The 17,985-nt window shown below is 70.0% G+C and carries 16 protein-coding genes and 1 pseudogene; 7 read left to right on the forward strand and 10 right to left on the reverse strand.

Features of this window, described 5'->3' with window-relative positions; all coding sequences use genetic code 11:
- Nucleotides 1-165 precede the first annotated feature (165 nt).
- Together LXT21_RS10020 and LXT21_RS10025 are read left to right on the forward strand one after the other, a co-directional pair.
- A complete protein-coding gene (locus LXT21_RS10020) occupies nucleotides 166-2,958 on the forward strand; it encodes a YncE family protein (protein ID WP_254037893.1) in 2,793 nt (930 codons plus the stop codon).
- A gap of 60 nt (nucleotides 2,959-3,018) precedes the next feature.
- On the forward strand, nucleotides 3,019-3,423 hold the full coding sequence (locus LXT21_RS10025; RefSeq protein ID WP_254037894.1) for a DoxX family protein: 405 nt from the start codon (nucleotides 3,019-3,021) through the stop codon (nucleotides 3,421-3,423).
- A 6-nt stretch (nucleotides 3,424-3,429) separates the two neighbouring features.
- On the opposite strand, the gene LXT21_RS10030 is transcribed toward LXT21_RS10025, so the two are convergent.
- The 3 genes from LXT21_RS10030 to LXT21_RS10040 form a co-directional block, all read right to left on the reverse strand.
- A complete protein-coding gene (locus tag LXT21_RS10030) occupies nucleotides 3,430-3,942 on the reverse strand; it encodes a hypothetical protein (protein ID WP_254037895.1) in 513 nt (170 codons plus the stop codon).
- A 54-nt stretch (nucleotides 3,943-3,996) separates the two neighbouring features.
- Complete coding sequence (locus tag LXT21_RS10035) at nucleotides 3,997-4,767, reverse strand: SDR family NAD(P)-dependent oxidoreductase (protein WP_254037896.1); 771 nt, start codon at nucleotides 4,765-4,767, stop codon at nucleotides 3,997-3,999.
- An 81-nt stretch (nucleotides 4,768-4,848) separates the two neighbouring features.
- Entirely contained in the window at nucleotides 4,849-5,823 is a 975-nt protein-coding gene (locus LXT21_RS10040) for an alpha/beta hydrolase family protein (RefSeq protein WP_254037897.1), read from the reverse strand.
- 114 nt (nucleotides 5,824-5,937) lie between these two features.
- Between LXT21_RS10040 and LXT21_RS10045 the strand changes: the two genes are divergently transcribed.
- Nucleotides 5,938-6,840 carry a LysR family transcriptional regulator gene (locus LXT21_RS10045; RefSeq protein WP_254037898.1) on the forward strand — a complete coding sequence of 301 codons (903 nt, stop codon included), beginning with the start codon at nucleotides 5,938-5,940 and terminating at the stop codon, nucleotides 6,838-6,840.
- A 9-nt stretch (nucleotides 6,841-6,849) separates the two neighbouring features.
- On the opposite strand, the gene LXT21_RS10050 is transcribed toward LXT21_RS10045, so the two are convergent.
- Nucleotides 6,850-7,746, reverse strand: coding sequence for a helix-turn-helix transcriptional regulator (locus LXT21_RS10050; RefSeq protein WP_254037899.1), 897 nt, complete (start codon nucleotides 7,744-7,746; stop codon nucleotides 6,850-6,852).
- 178 nt (nucleotides 7,747-7,924) lie between these two features.
- Between LXT21_RS10050 and LXT21_RS10055 the strand changes: the two genes are divergently transcribed.
- Complete coding sequence (locus LXT21_RS10055) at nucleotides 7,925-8,911, forward strand: alpha/beta fold hydrolase (protein ID WP_254037900.1); 987 nt, start codon at nucleotides 7,925-7,927, stop codon at nucleotides 8,909-8,911.
- A gap of 19 nt (nucleotides 8,912-8,930) precedes the next feature.
- Here the strand turns inward: LXT21_RS10055 and LXT21_RS10060 are convergent, their stop codons facing one another.
- The 4 genes from LXT21_RS10060 to LXT21_RS10075 all read right to left on the reverse strand — a co-directional run bounded on the left by LXT21_RS10060 (nucleotide 8,931) and on the right by LXT21_RS10075 (nucleotide 12,799).
- Entirely contained in the window at nucleotides 8,931-9,398 is a 468-nt protein-coding gene (locus LXT21_RS10060; RefSeq protein WP_254037901.1) for a hypothetical protein, read from the reverse strand.
- 120 nt (nucleotides 9,399-9,518) lie between these two features.
- Entirely contained in the window at nucleotides 9,519-11,108 is a 1,590-nt protein-coding gene (locus LXT21_RS10065) for a glucose-6-phosphate isomerase (protein ID WP_254037902.1), read from the reverse strand.
- A gap of 88 nt (nucleotides 11,109-11,196) precedes the next feature.
- The gene (locus LXT21_RS10070) at nucleotides 11,197-12,102 is read right to left on the reverse strand and encodes a sterol desaturase family protein (RefSeq protein WP_254037903.1); all 906 of its coding nucleotides are present in this window, start codon (nucleotides 12,100-12,102) and stop codon (nucleotides 11,197-11,199) included.
- A gap of 22 nt (nucleotides 12,103-12,124) precedes the next feature.
- Nucleotides 12,125-12,799 (reverse strand): TetR/AcrR family transcriptional regulator, encoded by a 675-nt coding sequence (locus LXT21_RS10075; protein ID WP_254037904.1) that lies wholly within the window; start codon nucleotides 12,797-12,799, stop codon nucleotides 12,125-12,127.
- A 550-nt stretch (nucleotides 12,800-13,349) separates the two neighbouring features.
- Between LXT21_RS10075 and LXT21_RS10080 the strand changes: the two are divergent.
- A pseudogene (locus LXT21_RS10080) lies at nucleotides 13,350-13,607 on the forward strand (M23 family metallopeptidase); the annotation flags it as partial.
- Between the two features lie 183 nt (nucleotides 13,608-13,790).
- Here LXT21_RS10080 and LXT21_RS10085 read toward each other — a convergent pair.
- Complete coding sequence (locus LXT21_RS10085) at nucleotides 13,791-15,488, reverse strand: GTPase (protein ID WP_254037905.1); 1,698 nt, start codon at nucleotides 15,486-15,488, stop codon at nucleotides 13,791-13,793.
- 138 nt (nucleotides 15,489-15,626) lie between these two features.
- On the opposite strand from LXT21_RS10085, the gene LXT21_RS10090 reads away from it, so the two are divergent.
- A complete protein-coding gene (locus LXT21_RS10090; RefSeq protein ID WP_254037906.1) occupies nucleotides 15,627-16,523 on the forward strand; it encodes a dimethylarginine dimethylaminohydrolase family protein in 897 nt (298 codons plus the stop codon).
- Nucleotides 16,516-17,313, forward strand: a complete 798-nt coding sequence (locus LXT21_RS10095) for a hypothetical protein (RefSeq protein WP_254037907.1) — start codon at nucleotides 16,516-16,518, stop codon at nucleotides 17,311-17,313. Before LXT21_RS10090 ends, LXT21_RS10095 begins: the two co-directional genes overlap by 8 nt.
- 15 nt (nucleotides 17,314-17,328) lie before the next feature.
- Here the strand turns inward: LXT21_RS10095 and LXT21_RS10100 are convergent, their stop codons facing one another.
- Nucleotides 17,329-17,982 carry an MBL fold metallo-hydrolase gene (locus LXT21_RS10100; RefSeq protein ID WP_254037908.1) on the reverse strand — a complete coding sequence of 218 codons (654 nt, stop codon included), beginning with the start codon at nucleotides 17,980-17,982 and terminating at the stop codon, nucleotides 17,329-17,331.
- Between the last annotated feature and the right edge of the window lie 3 nt (nucleotides 17,983-17,985).

Here is a 17,985-nt window from a genome sequence, read left to right on the forward strand (position 1 = left end):
CCGCATCCTTTTCCAGGCCGCTCGAATCTTTGGCTCCCGAGGTGAAACATCTCGTGAGGGCGGATGTGGTTTTTGTGTTTTCTCACGCAAGGAGTTGCAACCGCGGCGTTGATGAATGCATGACAGAAAGAAGCACCGCTTCTTCCTGACGTGGAGGTCGCCGATATGGGTGTCGTTCGACGCGCGCTCGTGCTGCTGTGCTTCGTTGCCCTCCTGCTCCCGGGGATGTCTCACGCGAGTGAGTCGTTCGTGAATTGGGAGACCCCCCATGTGCACCCGCTGGATTTGACTCCTGACGGTAGATTGCTGTTGGCGGTGAACACGGCGGACAACCGGCTGCTGGTGTTCGACACCACGTCGCGCAAGGGATTGGAGCTGGTGGCGTCCATCCCCGTGGGGTTGGACCCGGTGTCCGTGCGGGCCAGGAGCAACACCGAGGCCTGGGTGGTGAACCACGTCTCGGACAGCATCAGCATCGTCGACCTGCGCCGCGCCACCGTGACGGCCACCGTGCACACCGATGACGAGCCCGCCGACGTCGTCTTCGCCGGCCGCCCCGAGCGCGCCTTCATCACCTGCTCCCAGGTGAACCGCGTGCTGGTGGTGGACCCGCGCCGTCCCGACGCGACGCCCCACCGCCTCACCCTGAAGGGCGAGGATCCGCGCGCCCTCGCGGTGAGCCCCGATGGCCGCTCCGTGTATGCCGCCATCTTCGAGTCCGGCAACGGCACCACCATCCTCGGCGGCGGCTCGCTGATTCCGGACGCGTACCCGCCCAACGCGGTGAGCGACTCGCGAGGTCCCTACGGCGGCCTGAACCCGCCGCCCAACGCGGGCGACACGTTCTTCCCCGCGCGAAACCCCGCCAACCCTCCGCCTCCGCCCGTGGGCCTCATCGTGCGCAAGAACGCGCGCGGCCAGTGGTTCGACGACAACCGGGGTGACTGGACCGACCTGGTGAGCGGCGTGAATGCCTCCGCGTCCGGTCGGCTCAAGGGCTGGGACTTGCCGGACCGCGACCTGGCCATCATCGACACGGCGTCGCTCGACGTCACCTACGCCACGCGGCTGATGAACCTGAACATGGCGCTGGCGGTGCACCCGTCCGGCACCGTCACCGTGGTGGGCACGGACGCGCGCAACGAGGTGCGCTTCGAGCCCAACGCCAACGGCCGCTTCCTGCGCGTGCTGATGGCCACGGTGGACCCGCGCCGGCCGTCCTCCTCCACGGTGAAGGACCTCAATCCCCACCTCGACTACGCCACCCCCACGGTGCCGCAGTCGGTGCGCAACCTCTCCCTCGGTGACCCTCGCGGCGTGGTGTGGAACGCGCGCGGCACGCGGGCCTTCGTGACGGGGCTGGGCTCCAACAACGTGGTGGCGGTGGGGCCGGGGGGCGCGCGGCTGGGGCAGGTGGATGTTGGCGAGGGGCCCACGGGCATCGTCCTCGACGCGGGTCGTGAGCGGCTCTACGTGCTCAACCACTTCGGCGCGAGCATCTCCGTGCTGAACGCGGACCGGCTCGAGGAGCTGTCGCGCGTCGCCTTCTTCGACCCGTCTCCACAGGCCATCAAGGCGGGCCGCAAGCACCTCTACGACACGCACAAGACGTCGGGCCTGGGGCACGTGTCCTGCGCGTCGTGCCACGTGGACGGGCGCATGGACCGGCTCGCGTGGGATTTGGGTGACCCGAGCGGGACGGTGAAGGCGCTGGACGGACAGAACCTGGGCATGGGCCTGCCGCTGCCGCCCTTCGAGGCGTGGCACCCGATGAAGGGTCCCATGACGACGCAGACGCTCCAGGACATCATCGGCAAGGAGCCGCTGCACTGGCGTGGAGACCGCGCGAGCCTGGAGGAGTTCAACCCCGCCTTCGAGGGCCTGCAGGGCGACGACACCCAGCTCACCCCGCGCGAGATGAGCGAGCTGCGCTCCTTCCTCGCCACGCTCACCTTCCCGCCCAACCCGTTCCGCAACCTGGACAACTCGCTGCCCAAGGACCTGCCGCTGCCGGGCCACTACACGACGGGCCGCTTCGCGCCCGTGGGCAAGCCGCTGCCCAACGGAGACGCGACGCGGGGGCTCGCGCTGTTCCGTCCGCCGCGCCTGCTGGCCCAGGGCCTCTTCGCGTGCAACACCTGCCACACCTTCCCGTCCGGGCTCGCGGTGAACGCGCAGTGGAACGGCGCCATGTGGATGCCGCTGCCGAAGGGGGCGATGGGCGAGTCCCACCACGCGCTCGTGTCCACCGACGGCAGCACCAACGTCACGCTCAAGGTGCCGCAGCTGCGCAACCTCTATGAGAAGGTCGGCATGGAGCTGACGCAGAAGGAGAGCCTCGCCGGCTTCGCCTTCATCCACGACGGCAGCGTGGACTCGCTGTCGCGCTTCATCACCGAGCCGACCTTCAACCCGGAGAGCGACCAGGAGGTGGCGGACCTCACCGCGCTCCTGTTGTCCTTCGCGGGCTCGGAGCTGCCGCGCGGCTCGGCCACGGACATGTTCCTGCCGCCGGGGCCCGACTCCAAGGACTCGCACGCGGCGGTGGGGCAGCAGGTGACGCTCTCTTCGGCGACGCCCGCCCAGTTCGTGCGCGTGCTCCAGTTCATGTCCCTGGCCGAGCAGGGCAAGGTGGGGCTGGTGGCCAAGGGCGTGCGTCAGGGTGAGTCGCGCGGCTTCACCTACGTGGGCAACGGCGTCTTCCAGTCGGACCGCTCCTCCGAGAAGGTGGGCGCGTATCTGCTGCTGGCGGGAATCCGCCCCGGCGCGGAGCTGACCTACACCGTGGTGCCCGCGGGCTCCGAGCGGCGCATCGGCGTGGACCAGGACGAGGACGGGATGCTGGACCGGGATGAGCTGGACCGGGGGCGCAGGCCGGACCGGCCCTACGACGGACGGCACCTCGTGGAGACCGAGGGGGCGGGTCAGGTTGGCCCGGTTGCGACCGCGGATTTGTAACCCGTATCGTCGCGCGCGGGGGGCTGCGAGTCAGCCCATGTGCTCCTTGGAGGCGTGTGCATGAAGCTGAAAGTCGCGTACTGGGTCGTCACCGGGCTGGTGTCTCTGTCGGCCTCGGTCTCCGCCTTCCTGTACCTCTCCGAGGCGCCCGCGATGGTGCTGGCCTTCGAGCACCTGGGCTACCCGGCCTACTTCCGCACCATGCTCGGCATCGGCAAGCTGCTGGGCGTGGTGGCGCTGTGGGCGCCTCTGCCGCGCACGTTGCGTGAGTGGGCCTACGCCGGCTTCGCCATCGACTTCGTGGCGGCGGTGGTGTCTCACACGGCCATGGGAGACCCGGTGGCTCAGTCCGCCGCGCCCGTCCTCATGTTCGTGCTGCTCATCGCCTCGCACCAGCTCTGGCACCGCGTGTCGTCGGGTGCCAGCGCGGAGTCGGTGTCCCAGGCGCGCGTGGCCGGGGCCTGAGGTCGCTCAGGGTGTCTGGGGCCAGGCGACGCGGGGCTGCTCGTCGCCCTTGGCCACCAGCACGCTGACGTCGTCCGCGAGGTCCTCCGAGTCGAGGGCCTCCAGCACGGTGTACACGCCGGCCTTCTCGTCCATCACCAGGCAGTACACGCGCAGCTGTCCGTCGCGCAGCTCGCCGCCCTCCACCTCGCCGTTGCCCGTCCACCCGAGCGCGTCGGTGAGCAGCTCCTCCACGGCGACGCGCTTCTCCACGTCGTGGCCGGTGCCCTTGCCCTCGATGGGGTACTGGACGATGAGCGTGGACAGACTGTCGGGCTCCACCTCGTCGTAGCCCTCCTCGATGAGCGGGCCGGCCACGTCGGCGATGGCGAACTCGGGGTCCTCTTCCGGAGGGAGCGGCGCTTCCTTCTGCTCGCCCACCTCGCCGACGAAGCCCCAGTGCGTGGTGAGCACGCCCTCATGGACCCACGCCTCCCAGTAACGGAGGCGGTCGCCTTCCTTCTTGTAAAGCTTCAGCAATGTAAGACCCCAGGGGAGGGCCCTGCATAGCATGACGCTGGGGGTCCGCCGCGTTCAGAAGGCGCGGCCCTGTCCACCGTCCACCGGAAGCGTGGCGCCCGTCACCCAGCGGGCGCGCTCCGAGCAGAGGAAGACGACCACGTCCGCCACCTCCTCGGGGGTGCCGAAGCGGCCCCAGGGCAGCTCGTTGCGCACCATCCGTGCGACCTTCTCCGGGTCCGCCTTCTGGCGTTTGTCCCAGCTGCCCCCGGGGAAGAGGATGGAGCCGGGGGCCACGCCGTTGACGCGGATGTGGTGGCGCGCCAGGTCCACGGCCATCTCCTTCGTGAGCGCCGTCAGGCCCGCCTTGGCCGTGGTGTAGGGGGCGCTGGTGGCGTACTCGCGGCCGTAGATGGAGTTGATGTGGATGATGCAGCCGCCGCTGTTGGCGCGCATCACGTCCACCGCGGCCTGGCTGCACCACACCGCGGACAGGAGGTTGACGTGGAGCACGGTGGACCACTGCTCGGCGGTGGCCATGTCGAACGCGCCCGCGCCGCCGCTGCCGCCCACGTTGTTGACCAGGATGTCCAGCGAACCGAACGCCTGCACCGCCGCGTCCACCGCCGCCTTCGCGCCCTCCTTCGTGGCCACGTCCGCGACGACGGTGGTGATGCTCGCGCCCGAGGAGCGCAGCTCCTTCGCGGTGGCCTCCAGGGCCTCCGCGCCGCGAGCGCTCAGGCACACCCGAGCGCCCTCCTTGGCGAGCGTCGCCGCGATGGCTCGACCGATTCCCCGGCTGCTCCCCGTCACGAGGGCCGCCTTGCCTTTGAGCTCCAGGTTCATGGGCCCGCGTTCTACTTCAGGGCACATGGGGTGGATGGGACGGAGTGTGGGGGATGCACGACATTCGACGGCCTTGTCCGGTTACCGGGGGTTCACCGGCCGGGTCGTGAGGGCCTGGATGGCGAGCCACTCCACGGCCTCCTCCCAGAGAGAGGCGCGGGAGCCTTCGCGGAAGAAGCCGAAGTGGCCGATGGGGTGGCCGGCCTGCTTGGGCGTCACCCGACGGTGGTCGACGAGCGCGTCCGCGTAGAAGCCCAACAGGTGCTCCACGGCGGCCTTCGAGGCGATGGGGTCGTCGGAGAAGCTGTAGGCCCGCACGGGCAGGTAGAGCGACGCGTAGGACTCGCGGCGAGGCTCGCCACCCTCGCTGAGGAGGTACTGGGGGTCCAGGCACCAGCGGGCCCACTGACGGGCCACGCCCGCGGGCAGGTCCTCCACGGTGCCGGCCCAGCCGGGCAGCATGCCGAAGGCGCGGGTGAGGGTGGGCGTCAGCACGCGCCAGTTGAGGGCCATGCGCAGCCGCTGGGGGAACAGCTTGTAGTAGCCGGAGCCGGCGGCGACGGTGAGCAGCGCGGAGACCTCGCGCGCGTTCTCGGCGAGGCCGAGGAGCTGGCCGCCCACGCTGTGGCCGACGAGCAGGAGTCGGCGGCCGGGGAAGCGCTCACGCACGGCGGCGATGGCGCCCGCGAGGTCCTGGCGTCCCCAGTCCTCCAGGGTGGCCTCGAAGCCCTCGAGCTTCTCGGGGCGGGAGCCGCCGATGCCGCGGTAGTCGAAGGTGATGGTGGGGAAGCCGCGTCGGGCGAGGAAGGCGGCGAAGCGCGCGTAGTACCGCTGGCGTGCCCCGGTCGCGCTGCTGATGAGGACCACGGCGCCCACCTCCGCGCCCTCGTGGGGGAAGAGGGTGGCGGACAGCGGGTAGCCGTCCAGGGCCTGGAGGCGGAAGGGGACGCCGGCGCTCGGGTGGGTGTCCGCCACCGTCAGTCGCTCCTCCTGGGGGAGGGGGCGCACTGTGGGGCCCGCGTCCTGTTCCAGCACCGGCGCATGAGCCATGGACATGGTGTTCTCCTGTGTTTCACGCGGCGCCTGCCTGGGCGTCCGCTGCTGCGTCCTCGGTCGAGATAGCGCTGGAAGTGCTGCGGGAATGCAGGGCTTTACTGCACCATTGCAGGCATGGATATGCGATGGGACGACCTGCGCTACCTGCTCTCGGTCGCGCGCCAGGGCTCGCTGGCGGGCGCGGCGCGGGAGCTGCGCGTCGATGCGACCACGGTGGGGCGCAGGCTGACGGCGCTGGAGAAGGCGTTGGGGACGCGGCTGGTGTTGCGGGGTTCGCGCACGCTGGGGCTGACCGAGGACGCCGAGGCGGTGGTGGCGCGCGCGAGGGAGATGGAGGACTCGCTGCGCTCGCTGCACGACGCCGTGTCGGCCGAGGCGAGGGTGGAGGGGACGGTGCGCATCGCGGCGACGGAGCACCTGGCGCAGGCGTTGTTCGCCGCGCACCTGGGCGTGTTGCACGCGCGTCATCCGGGGTTGAACGTGGAGTTGTTGGTGGGGACGGAGTTGGTGGACCTCCAGCGAGGGGACGCGGACATGGCGCTGCGGCTGGTGCCGCCGCGAGGGGATGCGCTGGTGGTGCGCAAGGTGGGGGAGATTGCGTTCGCGATGTACGCGTCGCGAGGTTACTTGCGGCGACACGGCGCGCCTCGGCCTGGGGACTTCAAGGGGCACACGGTGCTCGTGTACCGGACGGGGCTGACCTCCGGCGAGGAGTCCGAGGAACTCAAGCGGGTGACGGCGGGAGGGCGTCGGTTGTTGCAGAGCAACAGCACGTCGGCGTTGCGAGAGGCCGCGGCGGCGGGGCTGGGCGTGGCGCTGTTGCCGTGTCTCACGGGTGGGCGCGATGTGCGGCTGACGCGCGTGGGCGCGGAGGTGTTGGCCAAGCGGCCCCTGTGGCTGACGTTCCACAAGGACCTGCAGCGAAGCCTGCGCGTGCGAGCGACGGCGGAGTGGGTGGCGGAGGTGTGTCGGCGCGAGAAGGCGGGTCTGTCCGGTGCGGAGTCTCGCGGGCGCTGAGAGGCGAGGTCAGGAGCGTGGCTCGCGAGAACGCGCGGCCCAGTCCCGGGGTGTCGTGGTGCGGAATCGGGCCGGAGGTGCGCCGACTTCCCTTCGGAACGTGTTGATGAAGTTCGACAAGTCGCCGAAGCCCACGTCGAACGCGATGTCCGTCACGGGACGCGAGGTGTCTCGAAGCAGTGCGAGTGCTCGCCGCACGCGCGTCTGCGTGAGGAACCGGTGCGGCGTCACCCCCGTCTCCCGCTTGAAGACGCGCAGGAAATGGAACGGGCTCAGTCCCGCGACGCCCGCCAGTTCGTCCAGCCGCAGCTCGCGCTCGGACTCACGCTCGATGAGGTGGAGCGCCGCGTAGACGCTGTCCCGCGTGGCCCGATTGTCCTGGGGCTTCGGCTGCTTCGTCGCGCGTCCGAGTGCCATGCCGATGTTGGCGGCGAGCGCGAGCCCCAGTTCCTCCAGCGCCAATGGCGAATCGCCCGCGGCGAACTGTCGCTCGGCGAGATGCCTGAGCGCCTCGACTCGGGGCACGGGAGGGAGCACCGCGCGCGCGAAGTACCGGCGAGGTGAGCCTCGGGGCGGACTGCCCACCAGCTCCTCGAGCGCGGCCTCGTCGAAGCGGAAGATGATGCAGCGGTCTCCTCCCGCGTGCTCGTGCGAGATTTCATACGGCTGCCCCGGGTTGGCGAGCATCGCGAAGCCCGTGGTGAGCAGCTGCGGGCCGCCGTCGCTGCGGAAGCCGAACACACCCGAGCGCACCATCGAGATGGAGGTGTGGGTGAATTGCTCCGGTTCGACGGGTGCTCCCTTCGCCAGTGGGCAGTCATACGTGAAGACGCGCACCAGCCCCGCGTGGGCCACTTCCCGCCGAGGCGCGGGCGACGGTGCTGGACGTGACGCCGAGCGGCTCATGGGGCGACCGAGCCTAGGTCAAAGCCCCGAAGCCCGGGAGTGGCGCGCTCTCTGTTCGTCCCAGCCCGGCCCCCTGCGCAATTTTCGCCAAGTGGCGCCGATGGAGGGCTGGCTACAAGCCCGCGTCGCAAGACGGGTCGCCCCCGTCCACCCACACCCCATTGGGAAGACCTTGTTCATGAGCTCGATGCGTCGCAGGGAGTTTCTCGCCATCACCACGGGCGCGCTGGCCTCCACCGCGCTCTCCGGCTGTATGTCCCGCTCCACGGTGCCCGCGCACGGGAACGCCGGCCCACTGGACGCGGCGGCGTTTCGTGCCTCACGGCGCTACCTCGACAGTCGCTTCGGCAGAATCGCGTACGTCGAACGAGGAACGGGCGAGGCCGCGCTGTTCCTCCACGGCTTCCCCCTCAACAGCTTCCAGTGGCGCGGCGCCATCGAGCGACTGTCTGCCTACCGTCGCTGCGTCGCCCCTGACTTCATGGGCCTCGGCTACACCGAGGTCGCCGAGGGGCAGAGCTACGCGCCCGCTGCTCAGGTGGAAATGCTCATCGAGTTGATGGACCGCCTGGGAATCGAATCCGCGGACGTCATCGCGAACGACAGCGGCGGCGCCATCGCGCAGTTGCTCGTCACCCGGCATCCGGAGCGGGTGCGGACGTTGCTGCTGACCAACTGCGATGTGGAGAGCGAGTGTCCTCCTCCCGCCGTCGTCCCCGTCATCGAAATGGCGCGCAAGGGTGAGTACGTCGACGCGTGGCTCGCGCCGTGGCTCGCGGACAAGGCGCTGGCGCGCTCGGACCAGGGCATCGGGGGCATGTGCTACTCGAATCCCTCGCAGCCCACGGACGAGGCGATCGAGTACTACTTCGCGCCGCTCGTGAGCACGCCCCGGGGCAAGGCACAGGCGCACGCGTACACACTCGGATTGGAGGCCAACGCGCTCGCGGGCATCGGCCCCGCGCTCCAGAAGTGCAAGGTTCCCACGCGCATCCTCTGGGGAACGGCCGACACCCTCTTCTCGGAATCGAGCGCCGACTACCTCGACCAGACCTTCGGCGCCTCGAAGGGCGTGCGCCGCATCCCTGGGGCGAAGCTCTTCTTCCCCGAGGAGTACCCGGACCTCATCGCCGAGGAGGCCCGGCGACTGTGGGGCGTCGGCTGACGTGTCGGAGCGAGCCTGTCTAGACCGCGAGGAGCTGCGAGACCTTCAGCAGCAGGGAGGGGATGAGGTCAGGCCAGAAGCATGCCGCGAGATAGCTCCCCGCGGCGCCCAGGTAGCTGATGCGCTGCGAGGTCGCGTTGTCCTCGGTGCGCTGAACGGCGCTGAGTCCAGCGGGGAGCGCTGCTCCGAAGCCGACGAAGTACCACAGCAGCCACCACGCGTCAGGGCGAGTCGCCAGGGATTCCTTGACGGCTCCCGCGAGAATCAGCCCCTGGACCGAGCAGAGGAGGAACACCACGCTGGTGATGACGACATTCTCAGCCTGGATGGAAGCATCGGAGCTGGCGGAGTCCCCGTCATGCCTGCGTGCGGCCTTCTGTGAACGCGCCGAGGCTGCCAGCGCGAAGGCGACGAAGACCAGCCCTACCGCATAGGAGTAGAGCGCGTCGAACAGGTAGGCCTTGATGGTGAACCAGAGAAACGACATCGGTCTCCCGCTGGGGTTTCGTGAGGAGACGTCGGAGTCTCTTTGCTCATCACTCGAGGACCACTGCTTCGTGGGGCGGGCCCGGTGCTCGAGGACACCGGGCTCACTCCACCGCGAGGCTCACTTCACGTGGAAGCGGGCCTCCGCGGGGCTCGCGCCGCCCGAGCGCTGCACGCCACGCCCGGGGTTCGCGGCCAGGTGCTGAAGCACCTTGAACACCGTCTCCACCTCATCCGGCTGACCGATGTCCGCGGCGAGCTGCTCCGCCGAGCGCGCTTCCGCCTTGGCCTCCTTCAGCCGCGCCGTGAGCTTCTTCTGGATGTCCAGGACGCTGGTCGCGGCCTTCTTGCCCGCCTCGACGCCCGGCTGGTGGTACGCGTTGATGTGCACCAGGCTCGCGTACAGGCCCACCGCGCGCTCGTAGAGCGCAATCAGCGCCCCCACCGTGCGCGCGCTCACATCCGGCACCGTCAGGGTGATGGACTCGCGGCCCTTCTCGTACAGCGCGCGGCGCGTGCCCAGGAAGAAGCCCAACAGGTAGTCTCCGCTGGTGATGCCGCCCTCCACCTCCATCGACTCACCGTCACGGTCCTTCAGGACCTCGATGAACGTGGCGAAGAAGTTCGGTACACCCTCGCGCAGCTGTTGCACGTACGCATGCTGGTCGGTGGAGCCCTTGTTCCCGTAGACGGCGATGCCCTGGTTCACCACCTTGCCGTCCAGGTCCTTCTCCTTGCCCAGCGACTCCATCACCAGCTGCTGGAGGTAGCGCGACATCAGGAGCAGGCGGTCCTTGTACGGCAGGATGACCATGTCCTTCACGCCGCGCCCGTCGCCCGCGTGGAACCACATCAGCGCGAGCAGCGCCGCCGGGTTCTTCACCGCGTCACGCTGCCGCGTCGCCACGTCCATCTCCCGCGCGCCCGCGAGCATCCCGTCGATGTCCAACCCCTGCAGCCGCGCTGGCAACAGGCCCACCGCCGACATCACCGACGTGCGCCCGCCAACCCAGTCCCACATCGGGAACATGCGCAGCCAGCCCTGCTTCTTCGCGTGCTGGTCCAGCTCACTGCCCGCGCCCGTGACGGCCACCGCGTGCTTGCTGAAGTCGAGCCCCTGCGCCTGATAGCCACGCTCGGCCTCCAGCATGCCGTTGCGCGTCTCCTTGGTGCCGCCCGACTTGCTGATGACCACCGTCAGCGTCTCGGCGAGCTTGCTCCCCAACTGCGCCAGCACCCGGTCCATCCCATCCGGGTCCGTGTTGTCGAAGAACGACACCTGCATCTTGTCGTCCCGCGACGTCAGCGCGTCCGCCACCAGCTGCGGCCCGAGCGCCGAGCCGCCGATGCCCACCAGGAGCAGGTGCGTGAAGCGCGCCGCCTTCTGGGGCTTGAGCTTCCCCTCGTGCACGTCCCGGGAGAACGCGTGCACCGCGGCCACCGTGTCGGTGATGTCCTTCGACAGCGCGGGCTCCGGGGCCAGCTCCGGCGCGCGCAGCCAGTAGTGCCCCACGCGGCGGTTCTCGTCCGGGTTCGCGATGGCGCCCTTCTCCAGCGCCTCCATCTGGCTGAAGGCCTCCTCCAGCCGAGGCCGCATCCGCTCCAGGAAGTCCGCCGCGAACCCCATGCGCGAGACGTCGAGGGAGAACCCCAGCGACGGGACGACGCTCAGATAACGCTGGTACCGCTCCCACAGCTCACGCTCGGTCATGGCTCCTCCTGGGGGTGCTCGCGAGAAGAAAAGTGCAGGGTGGCTTAGCGCCTCCGAGCGGCCGTGGGAAGCCGAATGGGCCCTGGCCTCAGGCCGAAGGACTCACTGTCTCCGGTTCCGAACGCGGCGGACCCTGGCGTGGCGTGGAGGCGTCCTCGGGCTTCCATGCGGGGTTGCGGAAGACGTAGCTCAGCCGCTGCCTCATTGAGCCGCGCTTCGCCGCGTCCTTCGCGATGGAGGCGAATTCGTGGAACGCGATGCGCACCGGGTTGAAGGTCTTCAGGTTCTTGGTGAGGCCGTAGACGGGCTTCTCGCCCTCCGGCTCGAAGGTGCCGAACAGCCGGTCCCAGATGATGAGGATGCCCGCGTAGTTCTTGTCCAGGTAGCGCGGATTCGCCGCATGGTGCACGCGGTGGTGTGACGGCGTGTTGAGCACCCACTCGAGCGGACGCGGCAGCCGGCCGATGGCCTCCGTGTGAATCCAGTACTGGTACAGCAGGCTCACCGACTGCTGGACGACAATCATCACCGGCGAGAAGCCCAAGAGCGCCAGCGGCGCCCAGAACACCCAGCTCGTCGGAGGCGTCCACGTCTGCCGCAGCGCCGTCGTCAGGTTGTAGTGCTGGCTGGAGTGGTGCACCACGTGCGACGCCCAGAAGAAGCGGCTCTCGTGGTGGACGCGGTGGAACCAGTAGTAGCAGAGGTCGTCCGCGAAGAAGAGGAGCACCCACGCGAGCACGCCCGTGCCCATGCGCAGCGGCGTCAGCTGGTACAGCGCCAGGTAGCCCGCGATGGCCACGCCCTTCCACGCCACGTTGATGAACACGTTGCCCAGCCCCATGGAGAGGCTGGCGAGGGAGTCCTTCCACGTGTGCCCCACCAGGGCGGCGTTCTCCGCGTGCAGCTTCTTCACCCAGAAGAACTCGGCGACCACCGTCAGGATGAACACGGGGATGGCGGGTGCGATGAGGTCGGGGATGTGCGTGGCGTCCATGGGACACCTCCTTCAATGAAGCTCAGGACCTGGGGCGTGGGCGCGCTCGTTGCGGTGTCGGAGGAGAGAAGGCGCTGCGCATGAAGCGGGTGAGGGCATCCAGCATGCCGCGGTGGGCCGGGTCGTCCGGACGGGCACTGCCCCCGACGGCCGCGCCCTGCACGGCGTCCAGCGCCAGCTCCACCACGGAGTGGAACTCGGGCGAGGCGGACGCCACCTCGGGGAACAGCTCGCGCGCCACCCGGTGCATGTTCTCGCGGTGGGGACCGTCCACGGCCGCCAGCGCCACGCGCAGCTCCACGTCCGTGCGCGCCGCGACGTACAGCTCGATGGCCGCCTGCAGCTCCGGCCGCTGGTACGCCGCCCACAACATGTCCACCGCGGAGGCGATGCGGTCCTTGCCCGTGGGCCTCGCGCCCACTCCGGCCAGATAGTCCTGGATGAGCCTCGGGAAGAGGTGCTCCACCGCCGCGGCGAGCAGCTCCTCCTTCGTGTCGAAGTGCGTGAAGAGGGCGCCCTGGGAGACGCCCGCTCGCTTCGCCACCTCCACCGTCGTCAGCCGGGCGTGACCCAGCTCCACCAACGTCTCGATGGTGGCGTCCAGCAGCTTGCGCCGCGTGGTCTCGCGTCGCTCCTGCTGCGTGCGCCGCACGGGGGGCGCCGCCTTGCGGTTCGGGGTGGGAGTCTTGGGGGCCATCTTCACGCGAAGCATAACGCCGGACTTAGTGAGTGACCAGTCACTAAGTTCGTGGATCCAGGGGCGAGCGCGTGCGAGAGGGTGATCCACGCGGCCACTCCCGCCGAGACGGTGAGACATGCGCCGACCCCGGTGACGCGCGAAGCCCGCTCAGCCTTTTTCGCGGCGGGACTGCGGGCGGGCGAGCAGACAGGTGCACGTCCGCCATGGTGCGTTTCGCGCTCGGGTGAAGACAGCCAGGGCCCAGCGGCCGGGCAGGCGAGCCCGAGAGGCCCTGGTGATAGTCCTCGCGGGTTCGAGATAATTCGTCTGGGAAATACCCCAGGCACTTGTCTTCGTTGTCCGCCGGCCCGATATGAACCTTTCCTCCGCTCTCCTCGTCGGCTCCCTCCTGGCGTCCGCGCCAGCGGCTTCCAACTCGATGACCTCTCCGGCGGAAGGCCTGCCGGAAGTGGGCGTCCCGTTTGCCTGTGGCCGCATCCACACGGTGAGCCAGGGACACGACACGGGCAGCCACCAACACAACGACACGTTCGCCTGGGACTTCCGCATGCCGGACGGCACGCCCATCGTCGCGGCGAGTGACGGTGTGGTGCGGCTGGCCCGCGGTGACAGCACGAAGGGTGGCTGCGACGAGAAGTTCGCGCCCTACGCCAACTACGTCGTCATCTCCCACGGTGATGGGCTGGAGACGCAGTACCTCCACTTCAGCGCGGTGGTGGTGAAGCCCGGCGAGCGCGTGAAGGAGGGGCAGCTCATCGGCTTCTCCGGCTCCACCGGCTGGGCGTGCGGCGCGCACCTGCACTTCAAGGTGGCGCGCGAGGTGGGCAAGGGTTGGAACAACCCGTCCGTGCCCGCGCGCATCGCTGGCTATGGGGACCCGGTGCGCGACGTGCGCGTCGCCGCGCCCCTGTGCCGCGAGTCCGGTCGCGACACGCTGATGGCCACGACGGACGGCACGCACACGCCGGGACAGCCCGTGGTGTCCATGTCACCGGAGCGCGAGGATTCGCCGCGCGGCCTCCCGCCCGGGGCGAAGGCCATCATCGACGGCCTCTCCCAGCCGCCGGCCCAGGGTGGCCAGGGTCTCGACGAAGCGCGCCCGCCCGCCCGAGCCCGCACGGCGAGCGGCCCCAGCGAGACTCGCTGAGGCCAGCAGCGCGCCCGCTCCGGCGAGCAGCGCGAAGAGGGCTCCCGCGTTGACGAAGTAGTCCAACGGCAACAGGGGGCCCTCCACGTAGGCCCGCACCACGCGGTAGCCCACGTGTCCGAGCAGCACCAGCAACGGCAGGTTGATGAGCGGCAGCACCAGCCACCGCGCGGTGCGCCACCATCCCGCCACCGCTTCCCCGACGCCCGTGGTGACGGTGTAGCGCCACGCGGAGGCCCGCGCCGCGCGCACCTCGTCCAAGAGCACGTCGAGCTCCGGCACGCCGAGCACCGAGGGCTCCAGTCCTCCGGCCCGCGCGATGCTGCGCGCCTCCGCCAGCGCGGTCCGTGCCGCGGACTCCACGCCGAAGTCGTCCTCGAAGGGCTCCACCACGGCGCTCTCCGCGGCGCGCGCGCGTGTGTGGCCTCGCACCGCGTCCACCACCGTGGAGGCCGCCGCCACCGCGAGCCCCGCGGGGAGGCTCGCGCGTCCGACCAGCGCCGCCGCGCCCAGTCCACTCGCGCCCCACAGGGACAGTCGGAGGCCCCACGCCGCGGGTCCCCAGAAGCGTCCACCGGCCTGTCGTCGCACCTCCGCGGCCAGGTGTCCGTGCGCGAGCCTGAGGCGCGAATCGAAGTCCTCGCGCAGGCCTTCGGAGGCCTTCTCCATCCCGGAGCCCAGGGCCGCGCGCGTGCGCCCGAGCAGGGCTTCCGTCTCCTCGAGCGCGGCCTTCACGCGCGAGGACACCTCCTCCAGGGCGCCCATCGCGTTGCCTCGTCGCACCCGCGCGGCGATGGCCTGGGTGGCGAGCCCCCGGAGGTGGAAGAGCAGGGGGCCGAACTCGCCGGACACATCGCGGCCGTCCTTCGCTGCCTGCGCGCTGATGGCGAACACGGGGACGTCCTGGGGCGGCAGTCCGTATTGCTCCGAGGCGACGCGGCGCACCTGGGTCTTGAGCGTCTCGCGCGACTCGGGGGACAGCTCGTCGGCGAAGTTGAGGATGAACACGAGCGCGCGGCGGCGGGCGAACTCGGTGAGGAACTGCACCTGCGAGGCCTCCGCGACGCTGCCCCGGTGCATCACGACCAGTGCCACGTCCGCGCGCTCCAGCGCCGCGCGCGCCACGTCGCGATGCGTGGTGGCCACGCTGTTGAGGTCGGGCGTGTCGATGAACACCTGTCCGCCCCAGAGCGCCTGGGGCCCGGGCAGGTAGCGCGTGACGCGGGCACCGGACTGGGCCAGCGAGTCCGCCGCGGCGCCCTCGGGAGCGAACACGGTGGCGACGGTGCTGGTGGGACGGTCCACGCCTTCGCGAGAGAGGGGCTGGCCCGCGAGCGCGTTGAGGAGGGTGGACTTGCCGGCGCCGGTGGCCCCCACGAGCGCCACGGCGAGGGGCGCGTCCCGGTTCGCCACGCCGCGTGCGTAGTCATCCACGAGCCGCTCCAATCGCGCCGCGTGCGGCTGGAGGGCTGGCAGTTCCAGGGCGGTCCGCAAGAGGGACCGCAGGGCTTCGGGTTCGGGCAGGCTCGTCTCGTCCACGGGGAGTGACAGCCTGTCCTGCTCGTGTCCGGGGGGCCAGCGCGAATGTCGTCGGACGTGCGCCAGCGTTCAGTGCGCGCCGGTGGGCTTGTGCGTGGCGGTGCCGGAGCGGGGCGCTCTCAGGTAGAAACAGGAGGCATGGAACTCTTCCTCATGTCGCCGCCGGGACGTGGCTGGGCATTGCGAGGACGCAACAACTTCCGCAGTCGCGAGGCGCCGCAGGTGGACGCGCACAAGGCCCGACGTGAGTGGCTGGCCCTCGCGAGAGCCATCGAGGCACGGGGCGGCACGGTGGTGGTGCTGACCTCGCCTTCGGAGCTGCTCACGGGCATGCCCTACGCGGCGGAGTGTGGACAGGTGGTGGCGCGCGAGGGACAGGCTCCCTGGTTCGTGTTGCCCCGGATGATGAGCGAGCACCGACGCGCGGAGCGCGAGCACTGGGCGGCGCTGGCGGGGCGCATGGGTTTCGAGGTGATCGACCCGCGCGCGGGCATCTGGGAGGCGCACGGAGACGTGGCGCACTTCGACGGCGCCACGCTCCTGTTCTGGGGCGGGCGCACGACGCTCGAGGGGCTGGAGGCCGCGTCGCGCTGGTTCCCTGGCGAGGTGGTGCGCGTGCAGGTCCGAGAGCCCGCGTTCCACGGCAACATGGCGCTGTTGCCGCTGCCCGCGGTGGACCGGATGCTGGTGTGCCCGGAGGTCATCGCACCGGAATCCTTCGCGAGGCTGCGTGAGCGCTTCGGGGATGCGCGGTTACTGGTGGTGACGGAGGACGAGATTCGCCGCTACGCCACGAACGGACTGCCGCTGGGGGAGGAACTGCTCGCGCCCTCGGTGGTGCCCCAGCCGGTGCGTGCTCGGCTGGAGGCGCTGGGGATGCGGGTGGTGCCGCTCGACATGGGCGAGCTCTGCGAGAAGGGCGGTGGCTCCTCGCGCTGTCTCGTGTCGCGAGCCGTGGTGGAAGATGGCGTGGTGAGCATTCCGGACGAGGCCCGCTTGGCGGCCGTGGCGAGGGATATCGAAGCCGATGCGTGACACCGGGGCATTGACGCGACAGGCGGAGGCCTTCTTCTCCGCGCATCCAGGTGTGTCGCTCCTGGCGCTGGGCGCGGGCGAGCACGCCGAGTCGATGGACCTGTCTCCGTTGGGATTGCCGGCGACGTACCTGCCCGCGGAGCGAAACCTGTCGCTGGCGGCGCAGTACCTCGCGCTGAACCAGTTCGCGTTCGGCGGCATCGGCGTGCCGCGCTGGGTGCTGTCGGATTTGTACCTGATGCCGGGAGCGATTGGGTTGCTGCGCTGTCCGGCGAGGATGTTGAAGCCGGAGGTGCGCGCGCACCTGGGGTTGGAGGACGAGGACCCGGCCATCGGCGCGGCGTACTACGCGGCGCCCTCGGTGACGCCGGGGCTGTTCATCGGCGTGTCGCTGTTGAGCTTCCTGCCGGGGACGGGCGCGGCCGCGTGGGTGAAGACGCTGACGTTGAGCATGTTGCGCGCGAAGCGCCTGCGCGGCGTGGCCCAGTGGGACAACCCGAGCGTCCGTGTCCACTCACGCCTGGGGCCCTTGCGGCTGGTGGGGCGGGTCCCCGGAGGACACGAGTATGGGGAGCGGACGTTCGTCTACGAGACGGACCTGTCCGACGGCACACGCGTGGCGGAGGCGATGGAGCGTCGACTGTCATTGCCGTCCACGCGCCGAGTCGCCGTCACGGACCTGGGGGCGCTGAGAGCATTGCTCGACCGCGCCGAGGCGGGCGAGCAGCTCTACCTGGTGCCGCCGGGGGTCCACGACGGCCATGTGCTCGTGCGCGAAGGCGCGCCCTGAGTTTCTCCGCTGTGCTCACGGCGAGGGCGCGGCGGGGGCGTCCATGTCCTCCTGGAGGGCTCGGCGTAGCGCGCTCGCGCCGTCCTTCAGGATGGGCTCGCCGTGGGCGAAGCAGAGGATGTCCACGGCGAGGTGGTCGAGGATGCGCTGGACGCTCTGCCGCGTGCGCAGGGGTTCATCCTGATACTCGCTGGGGACGAACTCGGGCGTGCCCTGGCTGTCGTGGGTCAGCAGGTCCGAGATGAAGGCGACGCCGCGAGGATGCTTCTGCATCCACAGCGTGAACATGGCCACGGCGGGTCCAGGCGTGTGGAAGGGGAGCAGTCCGCCCGGCAGCGTGTCGCCGGCCACGTAGATGAAGTCGGGCTTGTCCTCCAGTCCGTACGCGTTCTCCGGGGCCCACACCGGCGCGCCGAACACCTTGCGGAAGCGCCACGCCGAGCGCTGGTGGTTCCCCGAGGTCAGGATGATGGCGGTGACGTCGCCGAGCGCGCGCAGCTTCGCCTCGTCGATGGGCAGCGGGTCGATGAGGATGACGGAGCCATCCTCGTCCACCACGGCGTAGGCATCGCTGCGGGTGCCGCCGATGCGGTTGTCGGTCACGGTCCAGTGGTGGATGCCCGGCACCAGTTGGGCCAGTCGCTTCGCCTTCCCCTTCGGCTCACTCATGCG

Origin of the sequence: Myxococcus guangdongensis (assembly GCF_024198255.1) — a bacterium.
Lineage (GTDB): Bacteria > Myxococcota > Myxococcia > Myxococcales > Myxococcaceae > Myxococcus > Myxococcus guangdongensis.

Excerpts from the sequence above, each read along its gene's own strand:
- LXT21_RS10075 (WP_254037904.1), bottom strand. The coding sequence starts at position 12,799 with ATGGCCCCCAAGACTCCCACCCCGAACCGCAAGGCGGCGCCCCCCGTG.
- LXT21_RS10070 (WP_254037903.1), bottom strand. The coding sequence starts at position 12,102 with ATGGACGCCACGCACATCCCCGACCTCATCGCACCCGCCATCCCCGTG.
- LXT21_RS10020 (WP_254037893.1), top strand. The coding sequence starts at position 166 with ATGGGTGTCGTTCGACGCGCGCTCGTGCTGCTGTGCTTCGTTGCCCTC.
- LXT21_RS10060 (WP_254037901.1), bottom strand. The coding sequence starts at position 9,398 with ATGTCGTTTCTCTGGTTCACCATCAAGGCCTACCTGTTCGACGCGCTC.
- LXT21_RS10090 (WP_254037906.1), top strand. The coding sequence starts at position 15,627 with ATGGAACTCTTCCTCATGTCGCCGCCGGGACGTGGCTGGGCATTGCGA.
- LXT21_RS10095 (WP_254037907.1), top strand. The coding sequence starts at position 16,516 with ATGCGTGACACCGGGGCATTGACGCGACAGGCGGAGGCCTTCTTCTCC.
- LXT21_RS10050 (WP_254037899.1), bottom strand. The coding sequence starts at position 7,746 with ATGAGCCGCTCGGCGTCACGTCCAGCACCGTCGCCCGCGCCTCGGCGG.
- LXT21_RS10025 (WP_254037894.1), top strand. The coding sequence starts at position 3,019 with ATGAAGCTGAAAGTCGCGTACTGGGTCGTCACCGGGCTGGTGTCTCTG.
- LXT21_RS10035 (WP_254037896.1), bottom strand. The coding sequence starts at position 4,767 with ATGAACCTGGAGCTCAAAGGCAAGGCGGCCCTCGTGACGGGGAGCAGC.
- LXT21_RS10055 (WP_254037900.1), top strand. The coding sequence starts at position 7,925 with ATGAGCTCGATGCGTCGCAGGGAGTTTCTCGCCATCACCACGGGCGCG.
- LXT21_RS10065 (WP_254037902.1), bottom strand. The coding sequence starts at position 11,108 with ATGACCGAGCGTGAGCTGTGGGAGCGGTACCAGCGTTATCTGAGCGTC.
- LXT21_RS10045 (WP_254037898.1), top strand. The coding sequence starts at position 5,938 with ATGGATATGCGATGGGACGACCTGCGCTACCTGCTCTCGGTCGCGCGC.
- LXT21_RS10040 (WP_254037897.1), bottom strand. The coding sequence starts at position 5,823 with ATGTCCATGGCTCATGCGCCGGTGCTGGAACAGGACGCGGGCCCCACA.
- LXT21_RS10100 (WP_254037908.1), bottom strand. The coding sequence starts at position 17,982 with ATGAGTGAGCCGAAGGGGAAGGCGAAGCGACTGGCCCAACTGGTGCCG.